This is a genomic window from Salmonella sp. WC3 (assembly GCF_042932255.1).
GTDB classification, from domain to species: Bacteria; Pseudomonadota; Gammaproteobacteria; order Enterobacterales; family Enterobacteriaceae; genus Salmonella; species Salmonella enterica.
The window spans coordinates 4,441,247-4,457,053 of the sequence record NZ_CP170629.1 but is presented as its reverse complement, the minus strand read 5'-3'; the positions used below and the strand labels follow the sequence as shown (position 1 = coordinate 4,457,053).

The window sequence follows — 15,807 nt, the reverse complement described above, 5'->3', positions numbered from 1 at the left end:
TAAATGCATAAAATGCAGACAGGAATATATTGAAAAAATGACGAGGATGACAGCAGTATTTCATGCCGCCCCCACATAACTGCGTGAGGGCGGCTTTCTTTTGGCGTTAGCCGGTGTTGCGCATACCGGCAGCGACGCCCGCAATCGTGACCATCAACGCCTGTTCGACGCGAGGATCGGGCGATTTGCCCTGCTCTTCAGTCAGACGGGAACGATACAGCAACTCGGCCTGCAACACGTTTAATGGATCGGTATAAACGTTTCTTAACTGAATGGACTCCGCAATCCACGGTAAGTCGGCCATCAGGTGCGAATCGTTGGCAATCGCCAGCACCACTTTAATGTCTTCTTCCAGCAGGTCTCGTAGCTCTTTGCCCAGCGGCCATAGCGTTTTCGCCACCAGACGCTGATCGTAATAGTCGGCCAGCCACAGGTCGGCTTTCGAGAATACCATTTCCAGCATCCCAAGACGCGTGGAGAAGAACGGCCAGTCGCGGCACATGGCTTCCAGTTCGCTTTGTTTACCGTCTTCCACCACTTTTTGCAGCGCAGTACCCGCGCCCAGCCAGGCTGGCAGCATCAGGCGGTTTTGCGTCCAGGCGAAGATCCACGGAATCGCGCGCAGCGATTCGACGCCGCCAGTTGGACGACGTTTCGCCGGACGTGAGCCGAGCGGCAATTTGCCCAGCTCTTGCTCCGGCGTCGCGGAGCGGAAGTACGGTACAAAGTCTTTATTTTCGCGCACGTAGCCGCGGTAGGTTTCACAGGAGATGACGGAAAGCTCATCCATAATATGACGCCAGCTGTCTTTCGGTTCCGGCGGCGGCAGCAGGTTTGCTTCCAGAATTGCGCTGGTGTAGAGCGAGAGGCTGCTGACGGTGACCTCCGGCAGGCCGTATTTGAAGCGGATCATCTCGCCCTGCTCGGTCACGCGCAGACCGCCTTTCAGACTGCCTGGCGGTTGCGAAAGCAGCGCCGCGTGGGCTGGCGCGCCGCCACGGCCAATAGAACCGCCGCGGCCGTGGAAGAGGGTAAGCTCGATGCCGGCTTTTTCACAGGTTTTGATCAGGGCGTCCTGCGCCTGATACTGCGCCCATGACGCGGCCATGACGCCGGCGTCTTTTGCCGAGTCGGAGTAGCCGATCATGACCATCTGCTTACCCTGAATCAGCCCGCGATACCAGTCGATATTCAACAACTGGGTCATCACGTCGTCGGCGTTGTTCAGGTCGTCGAGGGTTTCAAACAGCGGCGCGACCGGCATGGCAAAGCCGATACCAGCCTCTTTCAGCAGCAGATGCACAGCCAGCACATCAGACGGCGTTTTCGCCATTGAAATTACGTAGGCGGCGATCGACCCTTTTGGCGCTTCGGCAATAACCTTGCAGGTTTCAAGCACTTCGCGGGTATCGTTGCTCGGCTCCCAATTACGCGGCAGCAGCGGACGTTTGGAGTTCAGCTCGCGGATCAGGAAGGCCTGCTTGTCGCCTTCCGACCAGCTTTCGTAGTCGCCAATACCAAGGTAGCGGGTAATTTCGCCCAGCGCTTCGGTATGGCGGGTGCTCTCCTGACGGATATCAATACGCACCAGCGGTACGCCGAAACACTTCACGCGGCGGAGCGTGTCGAGTAACTCGCCGTTGGCGATAATGCCCATGCCGCAGGCCTGTAACGACTGGTAGCAGGCGTACAGAGGTTCCCAGAGCTGCTCGTTTTGCGTCAGCAGGCCAGCCGGTTTGGGCAGCTTCTCGCCTTTCAGACGCGCTTCCAGCCAGGACTGGGTCGCCATCAGACGGGCGCGCAATTTTTTCATCAGATAGCGATACGGCTCAGACGCGCCTTCTTCGCCCACTAACGCCAGCAGCTCCGGCGTGGCATCGACCATCGACAGTTCTGATACCAGAACATGAATGTCTTTCAGGAACAGATCGGTGGCTTTCCAGCGGCTTAACAAGAGTACGTGGCGGGTGATATCCGCCGTCACGTTCGGGTTGCCGTCACGGTCGCCGCCCATCCAGGAGGTAAAACGTACCGGCACAAAATCCACCGGCAATTTGTAGCCGAGATTTTCTTCCAGCTGTTCGTTCAGTTCACGCAGATAGTTAGGTACGCCCTGCCACAGGCTGTTCTCAACCACGGCGAAGCCCCATTTGGCTTCATCCACCGGGCTTGGACGCTGCTTGCGGATCTCATCCGTATGCCAGGATTGGGCAATCAACTGGCGCAGGCGACGCATTACCTGGTGGCGTTCGTAGTCGGCGATATCGGTATTATCAAGCTGTTTCAGACAGTTGTTGATTTCACCCATTTTGTGAATAAGCGTACGGCGGGTAATTTCTGTCGGATGGGCGGTTAGCACCAACTCCAGAGACAGCGACTCTACCGCTTTTTTGATGGTTGCGTCGTTGAGGTCCGGTTGGTTTTTCAGTTTACGCAGAGTGCGGGCAATCACTTCCGGGTTGCTGGCGGCTTCGCCTTTTGGCGAAATGCTGTGGTATTGCTCGGCAGTATTGGCCAGGTTCAGGAACTGACTAAACGCGCGCGCAACTGGCAGCAGCTCGTCATTAGACAAATTTTGTAGCGTGGTGAGCAGCTCCTGGCGATTAGCTTCATTGCCGGCGCGTGAAGATTTGGATAGCTTACGGATTGTTTCTACGCGATCAAGAATGTGTTCTCCCAGCGCATCCTTGATGGTTTCTCCCAGCACCTTGCCGAGCATACTGACATTACTACGCAACGCGGAATATTGTTCGTTCATATGACCCCAGACACCCCATCTTTAATGTAATTGCCCTGTCTCTTTCATGCCACAGCGGCAGTGGCTGCGCTCGCCCGTATGCCAGTTCTGCGGAATGGGCTCGTTTGCCGCCTTGCTGTAACGTGAAATTTTTCGGACTTTGCTTTTTAGCCGTCTTTTATAAAGCCACGTAAAACCCGTGGCGTCAATTACTGCGAAATCGGTTCAGCAAACGAAAAAATGGCGGTAATTTATTAAAGTTAATTCGCATCGTGCCAAATAAGAAATGCTTATGAACATGTGGCGTAGAGATGCCGGATGGCGCTGCGCTTATCCGGCCTACAAGACGGGGGAGGCCCGGTAAACATCACGTCACCGGGCAATATGCATTAATGCCAGCAAAAATGGTGTACTACCTGGGTAATCAATTCCCGGGTTGGCTTAATAAAACGCGTTTCGAGATATTCATCCGGCTGATGCGCCTGATTAATTGAGCCCGGACCAAGCACCAGCGTTGGGCATAATGTCTGCATAAACGGCGCTTCAGTACAGTAGTTCACCACGTCGGTTTTTGTTCCCAACAGTTTTTCTACTACTTCAACCAGTTGGTGGTCCGGTGGACACTCATAACCTGGAATCGGCGGATGTAATTCCGCCACCGTCAGGCGGCCCGGCCAGCGTTCGCTTACCGGGGTCAGCGCGTCGTTAAGCAGTCCATTAAGGTCGTTTAACGTCATGCCCGGCAGTGGACGAATATCCATATGCAATTCGCAGCAGGCGCAGATACGGTTTGAGGCATCGCCGCCGTGAATATGGCCCAGATTCAGCGTTGGATACGGAACGGTAAACGCCTCGTAGTGATACCGCGCTTTCAGCGAGTCACGCAGTTGCATGATATGGCCAATCGCATCGTGCATCAGTTCAATGGCGTTAACCCCACGCGCCGGGTCGCTGGAATGACCGGACTGCCCCAGGACGCGAACGACATTAGAGATATGCCCTTTGTGCGCGCGTATCGGTTGCAACGACGTCGGTTCGCCAATGATCGCGCAGTCCGGACGTAATGCCGTAGTTTCGGAAAAATAACGCGCCCCCGCCATGCTGGTCTCTTCATCGGCGGTCGCCAGAATGTAGAGCGGCTTTTTCAACTTTGTGACGTCAACGTCACGTAGCGCGTCCAGAATAAAAGCGAAGAAGCCTTTCATATCCGCAGTGCCCAGGCCATAGAGCTTATTGTCATGCTCGGTCAGCGTGAACGGGTCGCGCGTCCAGCGTCCGTCATCAAAGGGAACCGTGTCGGTATGGCCGGTCAGCAGCAAACCGCCCGCGCCATGTCCGGTGCTGGCGAGCATATTAAATTTGTTTCGCGTTCCTGGAACCGGTTGAACCTCTACGTTGAAACCAAGATCGCTGAACCAGCCTGCAAGCAAAGTGATTAAAGACGCATTACTTTGATCCAGGGATTCTTCGGTTGCGCTTATCGACGGTGTGGCAATCAAAGCGCGGTAAATCTCGATAAATGGCGGTAAAACGTTTTTCATTGTTGACACACCTCAGGTCATGATAGTATCAATATTCATGCATTAATTATGAATAAAAATACATTAACGTTGAGCATAAAGGAACCCGATGTTGAATACGCTGATTGTAGGCGCTAGCGGTTATGCGGGCGCAGAGCTTGTAAGCTACGTAAATCGCCACCCACATATGACCATAACCGCTTTGACCGTCTCAGCGCAAAGCAATGATGCAGGAAAGTTAATTTCTGATTTACATCCGCAGTTAAAAGGGATTGTCGACCTGCCATTGCAACCGATGTCGGATGTACGTGATTTTAGTGCAGATGTTGATGTGGTGTTCCTGGCGACAGCGCATGAAGTGAGCCACGATCTGGCGCCGCAATTTTTACAGGCCGGATGCGTCGTATTCGATCTTTCCGGCGCGTTTCGGGTAAACGATCGCGCCTTCTATGAAAAGTACTACGGATTTACTCATCAATATCCTGAGCTGCTGGAGCAGGCGGTGTACGGTCTGGCGGAGTGGAATGCCGATAAACTGAACACGGCGAATCTGATTGCGGTTCCTGGTTGCTATCCAACCGCAGCGCAGTTGTCGCTAAAACCGCTGATTGACGGCGGGCTTCTCGATCTGACGCAGTGGCCGGTAATTAATGCCACCAGCGGGGTGAGCGGCGCGGGGCGCAAGGCGGCAATATCGAACAGTTTCTGTGAAGTGAGTTTGCAACCGTATGGCGTGTTTACGCATCGTCATCAGCCGGAAATCGCTGCCCATCTGGGCGCGGAGGTCATCTTCACCCCGCATCTGGGGAATTTCCCGCGCGGGATTCTGGAAACCATTACCTGCCGCCTGAAAGCGGGAGTAACCCATGCGCAGGTCGCCGACGTGTTGCAAAAAGCCTATGGCGACAAACCGCTGGTGCGCCTGTATGACAAAGGCGTTCCGGCGTTAAAGAACGTCGTCGGGCTGCCGTTCTGCGATATTGGTTTTGCCGTCCAGGGCGAACATCTGATTGTGGTGGCAACCGAAGACAACTTGTTGAAAGGCGCAGCGGCGCAGGCGGTGCAGTGCGCTAATATTCGTTTTGGCTTCGCTGAAACGCAGTCTCTTATTTAAGGGTGAAATGATGAATCCATTAATTATCAAGCTGGGTGGCGTATTACTGGATAGCGAAGAGGCTCTGGAACGTCTTTTTACCGCGCTGGTCAACTATCGTGAGTCCCATCAGCGTCCGCTGGTGATTGTTCACGGCGGCGGTTGCGTGGTGGATGAGCTGATGAAAGGGCTTAATTTGCCAGTGAAAAAGAAAGACGGCCTGCGCGTGACGCCTGCCGATCAGATTGGCATCATTACCGGCGCGCTGGCGGGAACCGCTAACAAAACTCTGCTGGCCTGGGCGAAGAAACACCATATCGCCTCTGTTGGTCTGTTTCTGGGCGATGGCGACAGCGTAAACGTGACTCAACTCGATGAAGCGTTAGGCCACGTCGGGCTGGCGCAGCCGGGGTCGCCGAAGCTGATTAACATGCTGCTGGAAAACGGCTTTCTGCCGGTGGTCAGCTCCATTGGCGTAACAGACGACGGTCAACTGATGAACGTCAACGCCGATCAGGCGGCAACCGCGCTGGCGGCGACGCTGGGGGCCGATCTGATCCTGCTTTCCGACGTGAGCGGTATTCTGGACGGCAAAGGCCAGCGTATCGCCGAAATGACGGCGTCCAAAGCCGAGCAGCTTATCGACCAGGGCATTATTACCGACGGGATGATTGTGAAAGTGAATGCGGCTCTCGATGCTGCGCGGGCGCTGGGTCGCCCGGTGGATATCGCTTCCTGGCGTCATGCGGAGCAACTGCCGGCGCTGTTTAACGGTACGCCGATTGGCACGCGTATTCTGGCTTAACTATTTGTTCGCCCGATGGCGGCTGCGCCTTATCGGGCCTGCGTGAACAGAAATTGTAGGCCGGATAAGCGTAGCGCCATCCGGCAGTGAAATTCGAAGAATTTAAGGAAGTCTATTATGGCACTTTGGGGTGGGCGTTTTACACAGGCGGCAGACCAGCGGTTTAAACAATTCAATGATTCGTTGCGCTTCGATTACCGTCTGGCGGAGCAGGATATTATCGGTTCTGTGGCCTGGTCTAAAGCATTGGTCACGGTAGGCGTACTGACTGCCGATGAGCAACGACAGTTGGAAGAAGCGCTGAACGTGTTGCTGGAAGAGGTTCGCGCGAATCCGCAGCAAATCCTGCAAAGCGATGCGGAAGATATCCATAGCTGGGTGGAAGGTAAGCTCATCGACAAAGTGGGTCAGTTGGGTAAAAAGCTGCACACCGGACGCAGCCGTAACGATCAGGTGGCGACGGACCTGAAACTGTGGTGCAAAGAGACGGTGAGGGAACTGCTTACCGCTAACCGCCAGCTACAGAGCGCGCTGGTGGAAAACGCGCGGGCGAACCAGGACGCGGTAATGCCGGGATATACCCATCTGCAACGCGCGCAGCCAGTGACTTTCGCCCACTGGTGTCTCGCGTATGTCGAAATGCTGGCGCGCGATGAAAGCCGCCTGCAGGACACGCTTAAACGTCTGGACGTGAGTCCGCTAGGCTGCGGCGCATTGGCGGGCACGGCCTATGAAATTGACCGTGAACAATTGGCAGGCTGGCTGGGCTTTACGTCTGCGACCCGCAACAGCCTGGACAGCGTGTCCGATCGTGACCACGTACTGGAACTGCTTTCTGATGCGGCTATCGGCATGGTGCATCTGTCACGCTTCGCGGAAGATCTGATTTTCTTTAATTCTGGTGAAGCGGGCTTTGTAGAGCTTTCTGACCGCGTGACTTCCGGTTCATCGTTAATGCCGCAGAAGAAAAACCCGGACGCGCTGGAGCTGATTCGCGGTAAGTGCGGTCGCGTACAAGGGGCGCTAACCGGCATGATGATGACTTTAAAAGGTCTGCCGCTGGCGTATAACAAAGATATGCAGGAAGACAAAGAAGGGCTGTTCGATGCGCTCGATACCTGGCTTGACTGCCTGCATATGGCGGCGTTGGTGCTGGACGGTATTCAGGTGAAACGCCCACGTTGTCAGGACGCGGCGCAACAGGGGTATGCCAACGCCACGGAGCTGGCGGATTACCTGGTCGCGAAAGGCGTGCCGTTCCGCGAAGCGCACCATATTGTCGGCGAAGCGGTGGTAGAAGCTATTCGCCAGGGTAAGCCGCTGGAAGCGTTGCCGCTGGCCGATTTACAGAAATTCAGCCGCGTGATTGGCGACGATGTGTATCCGATATTGTCTTTGCAGTCGTGTCTGGATAAACGGGCGGCAAAAGGCGGCGTTTCTCCGCAGCAGGTGGCGCAGGCCATCGACGATGCCAGGGCGCGCCTCGCGTTGTAGGCCTTATAAGCGTAGCGCTATCAGGCAATACTGCCCGGCCGAGCATCAGCGACGCCGGGCTTTTTTACGCAAAAAAAAAGCGGACCAGAGGTCCGCAAAAGTTCACGTTGGCTTTAGTTATTTCGGGTTCGAGAGATACCCTCTGAACGGGCGGTGTCTTCAAGGGTTAAACGAGAAACCGCTCCGTTCTGTGATGTATTATTAATCAGAAAGGTTGATAGGGATAATCGTTCGTTGCTATGCTACCTATCGTCATGAACTATCGTGGCGACGGAGGATGAATAATGAATATTCGTGATCTTGAATATCTGGTGGCGTTAGCCGAACATCGCCATTTCCGGCGAGCGGCGGACTCCTGTCACGTCAGCCAGCCAACCCTTAGTGGGCAAATACGTAAGCTGGAAGATGAGCTGGGCGTTATGCTGCTGGAGCGTACGAGCCGTAAAGTGCTGTTTACCCAGGCGGGCTTACTGCTGGTGGATCAGGCGCGTACCGTACTGCGTGAGGTCAAGGTGCTCAAGGAGATGGCAAGCCAACAAGGCGAGACGATGTCCGGCCCGCTGCATATTGGTTTAATCCCAACAATTGGTCCCTATTTGCTGCCGCTTATCATTCCAATGTTGCACCAGACTTTCCCGAAGCTGGAAATGTATCTGCATGAGGCGCAAACGCATCAGCTGTTAGCGCAACTCGATAGCGGCAAGCTTGACTGCGCTATTCTGGCGCTGGTGAAAGAGAGCGAGGCGTTTATCGAAGTGCCGCTGTTTGATGAGCCCATGATGCTGGCTATTTATGAGGATCATCCGTGGGCGAATCGCGATCGCGTGCCGATGTCCGATCTGGCGGGCGAGAAATTGCTGATGCTGGAAGATGGCCACTGTCTGCGCGATCAGGCGATGGGGTTCTGTTTTGAAGCGGGAGCGGATGAAGATACCCATTTCCGGGCGACCAGTCTGGAAACGCTGCGCAACATGGTGGCGGCGGGCAGTGGTATTACACTACTCCCCGCGCTGGCCGTACCGCAGGAGCGTAAGCGCGACGGCGTGGTTTATCTGCCATGCATTAAGCCGGAGCCGCGTCGTACCGTGGGGCTGGTTTATCGCCCGGGATCGCCGCTGCGTAGCCGTTATGAGCAACTGGCAGAGGCCATCCGTGGCGCAATGGATGGCCATTTCGACAAGGCGTTAAAACAGGCGGTTTAAGCCGTTCAACGCCGCAACCCGATAAGCTTCCGCCATGGTTGGGTAGTTAAAGGTGGTGTTAACGAAGTATTCAATGGTGTTACCGCCACCTTTCTGCTCCATGATCGCCTGGCCGATATGAATAATTTCGGCGGCGCGTTCGCCAAAGCAGTGAATCCCCAGAATTTCTTTGGTTTCGCGGTGGAAGAGAATTTTTAGCGTGCCGACGTTCATGCCGACGATTTGCGCTCGCGCCAGATGCTTAAACTGCGCGCGGCCCACTTCGTAAGGCACTTTCATTGCCGTTAACTGCTGCTCGGTTTTGCCGACAGAACTGATTTCCGGAATGGTATAAATCCCGGTGGGGATATCTTCGATAAGATGTGCGGTCGCTTCGCCTTTCACCAGCGCCTGCGCTGCAATACGCCCCTGATCGTAAGCGGCGGAGGCCAGACTGGGATAGCCAATCACGTCGCCCACCGCATAGACGTGCGGCAGGGCGGTCTGGTACATACTGTTGACTTTGAGCTGTCCACGGCTGTCTGTTTCCAGACCAATATTCTCCAGCGCCAGCGAATCGGTGTTACCGGTACGGCCATTAGCATAGAGCAGGCAGTCAGCCTTCAGTTTTTTGCCGGATTTCAGGTGCATGATGACGCCATCATCGCAGCCTTCGATTTTCTCATACTCTTCATTGTGGCGAATAACCACGCCGCTATTCCAGAAATGGTAAGAGAGAGAGTCGGACATCTCCTGATCGAGAAAGGCCAGCAGGCGATCGCGGGTGTTGATCAGATCCACTTTCACATCCATACCGCGGAAGATGGACGCATATTCGCAGCCGATAACGCCGGCGCCGTAAATAATAACGTGGCGCGGTTCATGGTGGAGACTCAGGATTGAGTCGCTGTCATAAATGCGCGGATGCGAGAAATCCACATCACTGGGATGGTAAGGACGCGAACCACAGGCAATAACAAATTTTTCTGCCGTCAGGGTTTCAACCGTGCCGTCATGGCATTCCAGCTCCAGGGTATGTTCGTCAATAAAATGGGCGTTGCCCTGCAATATTTCACAGTGGTTACGCTCATAAAACCCCTGACGCATACGCGTTTGTTGATTAATCACGTTATCGGCATGATTAAGGATGTCGGTGAAAGAAGAACGAAGGAGACGGGAGTGGTCGCTATAGAGCGGGTTTTGATTAAATTCAATAATGCGGCTGACGGCGTGGCGAAGGGCTTTGGATGGGATGGTGCCCCAGTGGGTACATCCGCCGCCAACGTTATGATAACGCTCAATCACCGCGACGCGTGCTCCTTGCTTAACCAGACCCATTGCAGCGCCTTCACCGCCGGGGCCTGACCCTATGACGACTGCATCATAATCCCAGGAATGTGGCATGGTATTACTCACCTGTTTTTATACATAAAATAAACACGATGATAACATTTGCCCAGCTTTAACCCAATTATCGTTGTGCTTTTTTGCGAAGCCGGAGCACAAACTGTCTGTAAACAATCATTCACAATCCAGTGTGAACCCGTTACTTTTATTCTCTGGTATAGTGCCGAATAAGGCATATGGAAGGATTCAGACATTGTGATGGGTGTTAGAGCGCAACAAAAAGAAAAAACCCGGCGTTCGCTGGTGGAAGCCGCATTCAGCCAACTGAGCGCTGAGCGGAGTTTTGCCAGCCTGAGTTTGCGTGAGGTGGCGCGTGAAGCGGGCATTGCGCCAACGTCGTTTTACCGTCATTTTCGCGATGTCGATGAACTCGGTCTGACGATGGTGGATGAAAGCGGTCTGATGCTGCGTCAGTTGATGCGTCAGGCGCGACAGCGCATCGCGAAAGGCGGCAGCGTCATTCGCACGTCGGTCTCCACATTTATGGAGTTTATCGGCAACAACCCCAACGCCTTCCGTCTGTTGTTGCGCGAGCGTTCCGGCACTTCAGCGGCGTTTCGTGCCGCCGTCGCGCGGGAGATTCAGCATTTTATTGCGGAACTTGCCGACTATCTGGAACTCGAAAACCATATGCCGCGCGCGTTTACTGAAGCCCAGGCCGAAGCGATGGTGACTATTGTCTTTAGCGCGGGCGCAGAGGCGTTGGACATCGGCGCTGAACAGCGTCGGCAATTAGAAGAGCGGCTGGTATTGCAACTGCGCATGATTGCGAAAGGGGCGTATTACTGGTATCGCCGTGAGCAAGAGAAAATAGCACATCATTCCGAATAACGTGAAGGACGAGTAATGAAACAGTCAGGTCAAGATAAAGGTACGCTGTTGCTGGCGCTCATCGCTGGCTTATCGATTAACGGCACATTCGCGGCGCTGTTTAGCGCTATTGTGCCGTTCTCCGTATTCCCGGTTATCTCGCTGGTGCTGACGGTATATTGCCTGCATCAGCGCTACCAAAATCGTACTATGCCGGTAGGTTTGCCGGGGTTGGCCGCCGCTTGTTTCATTCTTGGCGTTTTACTGTATAGCACCGTCGTGCGTGCAGAATATCCGGATATTGGCTCTAATTTCTTCCCGGCGGTGCTGTCGGTGATTCTGGTATTCTGGATTGGCTTTAAACTGCGTAACCGCAAGGAGGACACCGCGGAATAGTGTGCGAATGCCGGATGGCGGTATAACCGGCCATCCGACGTACATTTTACCTTGCGGTGAGTAATACCCCGCATTCCATATGATGTGTATACGGGAACTGATCGAATAGCGCCAGGCGAGACACCGTGTGCGTCTGGCTTAACGTTTCCAGGTTTTTGCACAACGTTTCCGGATTGCAGGAAATGTACAGAATACGTGGATAAGCCTGCACCATTTTTTCCGTTTCGCTGTCCAGACCGCTGCGCGGCGGATCGACAAAAATGGTTTCGCACTGATAGCCCTTCAGGTCGATCCCCTGCAGGCGGTTAAACTCACGAACGCCATTCATCGCCTGGGTAAACTCTTCCGCCGCCATGCGAATAATTTGCACATTATCAATATGATTAGCGGCAATATTGTACTGTGCGGCAGCGACGGACGGTTTGGCGATTTCGGTTGCCAGCACGCGGTTAAAATTGCGCGCCAGCGCTAAAGAAAAATTGCCGTTGCCGCAATACAACTCAAGCAGATCGCCTTTTGAGTCTTTCGTCACCTCCAGCGCCCACTCTAACATCTGAATATTCATGGCGGCGTTTGGCTGCGTAAAGCTGTTTTCGACCTGGCGGTAGATCATCTCTTTACCTGCCACAGGCAGACGCTCATCAATATAATCCTGATCCAATTCGATTTTGGTTTTAGTGGCCCGGCCAATCAGGTGTACGTTCAGACCTTGCGCGCGTAAAGCATCGCGTAACGCAGTGGCAGCTTCACGCCACTCTTCGTCCAGCTTCTTATGGTACAGCAACGACACTACCGCCTGGTTGCTCAAGGTCGTGAGATAATCCATCTGGAACAGCTTATGCCGCAGTGCATGATTATCGCGCACGCCGGCAATCATCGCCTTCATTAAGGTATTAATCAGTTGGCTGGCCGCCGGGAAGGTGTCAACGCGAATCCGGCTTTTGGTCTGCTGATCAAACATAATGTGGTACAGGTCATCGCCGTCATGCCACAGGCGAAATTCCGCACGCATACGATAGTGACTGACCGGCGAGCGAAATACTTCCGGAACCAGGTCAGAAAACGGCGCCATCATACTCTGCAAGCGCGCCACTTTTTCGGCTAGCTGCGCCTCATACTGTTCTGTCGGAAGATGTTCGGGGGTCATATCGCATCCTGAATAATAAAAGTACGCGGGGATTGTAGGGATTGCTCAGTGGATGTCCAGCTATTGATGATTTCTGATTTGTGATGCGCGGTCTGGACAGGGTGTTGTGACAGACGGTAGCATCCGTGGGCCGGTCCTGTGAGTTAATAGGGAATTCAGTGAAAATCTGGAGCTGACGCGCAGCGGTAAGGAAAGGTGAGATGAGAGCGTAAGCAGACACTGCCTCCGGCGGGAAGTCATCATTTCTGCTATCCAGTCAACGGATAACCCTCCAAGCCCGAAGACCTGCCGGCTAACGTCGCATCTGGTTTTTCATCATCGCGTACTATCGATGAAGCCTGCGGCATCCTTCTTATATTGTGGATGCTTTACAATGATTAAAAAAGCTACGCTGCTGACGGCGTTCTCCGTCACGGCCTTTTCCGCTTGGGCGCAGGACACTAGCCCGGATACCCTGGTTGTCACCGCCAACCGTTTTCAGCAGCCGCGCAGCGCGGTTCTGGCGCCCGTTACCATCGTGACGCGTCAGGATATTGAACGCTGGCAATCGACCTCCGTAAATGATGTTCTGCGCCGTTTGCCTGGCGTCGATATTGCGCAGAGCGGCGGCGCCGGACAAAACTCCTCCATTTTCATTCGCGGCACCAACTCCAGCCATGTACTGGTATTGATTGACGGCGTGCGTCTGAATTTAGCAGGCGTGAGCGGGTCCGCCGATCTCAGCCAGTTCCCGGTGTCGCTGGTACAGCGCATTGAATATATTCGCGGTCCGCGCTCCGCTATTTATGGTTCCGATGCTATCGGCGGCGTAGTGAATATCATTACGACGCGCGATAACCCAGGCACAGAATTAACCGCTGGATGGGGAAGCAATAGCTACCAGAATTACGACCTCTCGACGCAACAGCAACTTGGCGAAAACACGCGGGCGACGTTGATCGGCGATTACGAATACACCAAAGGGTTTGACGTGGTAGCGAAAGGCGGTACCGGGATGCAGGCGCAGCCTGACCGGGACGGCTTTTTGAGTAAAACGCTTTATGGCGCGTTAGAGCATACTTTTTCTGATCGCTGGAGCGGATTCGTGCGTGGTTATGGCTACGATAACCGTACCGATTACGACGCCTATTACTCGCCGGGCTCGCCGCTGATTGATACACGCAAACTTTATAGCCAAAGCTGGGACGCCGGGCTGCGCTTTAATGGCGAACGTATTCAGTCTCAGCTGGTTTCAAGCTATAGCCACAGTAAAGATTACAACTATGATCCGCACTATGGCCGGTATGATACCTCCGCCACGCTGGATGAGATGAAACAGTACAATGTTCAATGGACCAACAGTGTGGTCGTGGGGCACGATAATGTTGGGGCGGGCGTAGACTGGCAGAAACAGACTACCACGCCAGGTACCGGCTATGTGCCCGAGGGATATGACCAGCGTAATACCGGGGTTTACCTGACAGGATTACAACAGTTGGGTGACTTCACTCTGGAAGCGGCGGCGCGCAGTGATGACAACTCCCAGTTTGGTCGTCATGGTACATGGCAAACCAGCGCGGGATGGGAGTTTATAGAAGGTTATCGCTTTATTGCCTCCTACGGAACCTCCTACAAAGCGCCTAATTTGGGCCAACTGTATGGTTATTACGGTAATCCGAACCTGAATCCTGAAAAGAGTAAACAGTGGGAAGGCGCATTTGAAGGGCTAACCGCTGGCGTCAGCTGGCGTATTTCAGGTTATCGTAACGATATTAATGACATGATCGATTATGACGATCATCTGCAAAAATATTACAACGAAGGTAAGGCGCGCATTAAAGGTATTGAGGCGACGGCGAATTTCGATACCGGACCGTTAACGCATACGGTCAGTTACGATTACGTTGATGCGCGTAATGCGATTACCGATACGCCATTACCGCGGCGTTCCAAACAGATGGCAAAATATCAACTTGACTGGGACGTTTACGATTTTGACTGGGGGGTGACATATCAATACCTTGGTTCCCGCTATGATTCGGATTACTCCGCTTACCCATACCGGACAGTAAAAATGGGCGGCGTCAGTTTATGGGATCTTACGGTTGCATATCCGGTCACCTCACATCTGACAGTTCGTGGTAAAATAGCCAACCTGTTCGACAAAGATTACGAGACAGTTTATGGCTACCAAACTGCAGGACGAGAATACACCTTGTCTGGCAGCTACACCTTCTGAACCACGTCCCACCGTGCTGGTATTTGATTCCGGCGTCGGTGGATTGTCGGTCTATGATGAGATTCGGCGGCTCCTGCCGGATCTCCACTATATATATGCTTTCGATAACGTGGCTTTCCCCTACGGGGAAAAGAGCGAAACGTTTATCGTTGAGCGCGTTGTCGAGATTGTGACCGCGGTACAGCAGCGCTATCCCCTTTCACTGGCGGTGATTGCCTGTAATACCGCCAGTACGGTCTCACTTCCCGCATTACGTGAAAAGTTTGCCTTCCCGGTGGTGGGCGTTGTGCCTGCGATTAAACCAGCGGCGCGGCTGACCGCAAATGGCGTCGTCGGGCTACTGGCGACGAGAGCCACGGTCAAACGTCCTTATACTCACGAGCTGATTGCGCGCTTCGCCAATGAATGTCAGATAGCGATGTTGGGGTCGGCAGAACTGGTGGAACTGGCGGAAGCTAAACTACATGGCGACTCGGTATCGCTGGAAGAGCTGCGCCGCATATTACGCCCATGGCTACGAATGCCGGAGCCGCCTGACACGGTCGTTCTGGGGTGTACGCATTTCCCTCTATTACGGGACGAGCTTTTGCAAGTCCTGCCTGAAGGGACGAGGTTAGTGGATTCCGGCGCGGCGATAGCGCGTCGTACAGCCTGGCTGTTGGAACATGAAGCGCCGGATGCGAAATCAACCGATGCCAATATTGCTTATTGCATGGCAATGACGCCAGGAGCTGAACAATTATTACCCGTTTTACAGCGTTATGGCTTTGAAACGCTCGAAAAACTGGCGGTTTAATGGCGTTTTGGGTAAATACCAGGCACTTGAGAAATTATTTTAAATTTCCTCTTGTCAGGCAGAAATAACTCCCTATAATGCGCCACCACTGACACGGAACAACGGCACACAGGCCGCCGGGTCAGCGGGGTTCAGACCAGAACCTCACGGAGAAAAGCGAAAATAAACGCTTGACTCTGAAGCGGGAAAGCGTAATATGCACA

At 53.8% G+C, this 15,807-nt stretch carries 12 protein-coding genes and 1 riboswitch; of the genes, 8 read left to right on the top strand and 4 right to left on the bottom strand.

Features of this window, described 5'->3' with window-relative positions:
• Positions 1-106: 106 nt before the first annotated feature.
• Both ppc and argE read right to left on the bottom strand, forming a co-directional pair.
• Positions 107-2,758: a phosphoenolpyruvate carboxylase gene (ppc, locus tag ACFK9X_RS21780; RefSeq protein ID WP_023260241.1), complete on the bottom strand. Its 2,652-nt coding sequence runs from the start codon at positions 2,756-2,758 to the stop codon at positions 107-109.
• 368 nt (positions 2,759-3,126) lie between these two features.
• On the bottom strand, positions 3,127-4,278 hold the full coding sequence (gene argE / locus ACFK9X_RS21775; RefSeq protein ID WP_064239807.1) for an acetylornithine deacetylase: 1,152 nt from the start codon (positions 4,276-4,278) through the stop codon (positions 3,127-3,129).
• A gap of 88 nt (positions 4,279-4,366) precedes the next feature.
• Here argE and argC point away from each other — a divergent pair, with 88 nt between their 5' ends.
• The 4 genes from argC to oxyR all read left to right on the top strand — a co-directional run bounded on the left by argC (position 4,367) and on the right by oxyR (position 8,851).
• Positions 4,367-5,371, top strand: coding sequence for an N-acetyl-gamma-glutamyl-phosphate reductase (gene argC, locus ACFK9X_RS21770; protein WP_000935332.1), 1,005 nt, complete (start codon positions 4,367-4,369; stop codon positions 5,369-5,371).
• Between the two features lie 7 nt (positions 5,372-5,378).
• Positions 5,379-6,155: an acetylglutamate kinase gene (gene argB, locus ACFK9X_RS21765; protein WP_001575262.1), complete on the top strand. Its 777-nt coding sequence runs from the start codon at positions 5,379-5,381 to the stop codon at positions 6,153-6,155.
• A 117-nt stretch (positions 6,156-6,272) separates the two neighbouring features.
• Complete coding sequence (gene argH / locus ACFK9X_RS21760) at positions 6,273-7,649, top strand: argininosuccinate lyase (RefSeq protein WP_151117678.1); 1,377 nt, start codon at positions 6,273-6,275, stop codon at positions 7,647-7,649.
• Between the two features lie 284 nt (positions 7,650-7,933).
• On the top strand, positions 7,934-8,851 hold the full coding sequence (oxyR, locus tag ACFK9X_RS21755; RefSeq protein WP_001025919.1) for a DNA-binding transcriptional regulator OxyR: 918 nt from the start codon (positions 7,934-7,936) through the stop codon (positions 8,849-8,851).
• Here oxyR and sthA read toward each other — a convergent pair.
• Positions 8,834-10,234 carry a Si-specific NAD(P)(+) transhydrogenase gene (gene sthA, locus ACFK9X_RS21750; protein ID WP_151117676.1) on the bottom strand — a complete coding sequence of 467 codons (1,401 nt, stop codon included), beginning with the start codon at positions 10,232-10,234 and terminating at the stop codon, positions 8,834-8,836. The genes oxyR and sthA overlap by 18 nt on opposite strands.
• Positions 10,235-10,432: 198 nt before the next feature.
• On the opposite strand from sthA, the gene fabR reads away from it, so the two are divergent.
• On the top strand, positions 10,433-11,068 hold the full coding sequence (gene fabR / locus ACFK9X_RS21745; protein WP_000971958.1) for an HTH-type transcriptional repressor FabR: 636 nt from the start codon (positions 10,433-10,435) through the stop codon (positions 11,066-11,068).
• A 15-nt stretch (positions 11,069-11,083) separates the two neighbouring features.
• Positions 11,084-11,443, top strand: a complete 360-nt coding sequence (locus ACFK9X_RS21740; RefSeq protein ID WP_000813837.1) for a YijD family membrane protein — start codon at positions 11,084-11,086, stop codon at positions 11,441-11,443.
• 46 nt (positions 11,444-11,489) lie between these two features.
• Here ACFK9X_RS21740 and trmA read toward each other — a convergent pair whose 3' ends face one another.
• Positions 11,490-12,590: a tRNA (uridine(54)-C5)-methyltransferase TrmA gene (trmA, locus tag ACFK9X_RS21735; RefSeq protein WP_000186971.1), complete on the bottom strand. Its 1,101-nt coding sequence runs from the start codon at positions 12,588-12,590 to the stop codon at positions 11,490-11,492.
• A 114-nt stretch (positions 12,591-12,704) separates the two neighbouring features.
• Positions 12,705-12,898, top strand: a riboswitch (cobalamin riboswitch).
• Between the two features lie 65 nt (positions 12,899-12,963).
• On the opposite strand from trmA, the gene btuB reads away from it, so the two are divergent.
• Both btuB and murI read left to right on the top strand, forming a co-directional pair.
• Positions 12,964-14,808 carry a TonB-dependent vitamin B12 receptor BtuB gene (gene btuB, locus ACFK9X_RS21730; RefSeq protein WP_151117673.1) on the top strand — a complete coding sequence of 615 codons (1,845 nt, stop codon included), beginning with the start codon at positions 12,964-12,966 and terminating at the stop codon, positions 14,806-14,808.
• Complete coding sequence (gene murI / locus ACFK9X_RS21725; RefSeq protein WP_000201804.1) at positions 14,753-15,604, top strand: glutamate racemase; 852 nt, start codon at positions 14,753-14,755, stop codon at positions 15,602-15,604. Before btuB ends, murI begins: the two co-directional genes overlap by 56 nt.
• Positions 15,605-15,807: the final 203 nt, after the last annotated feature.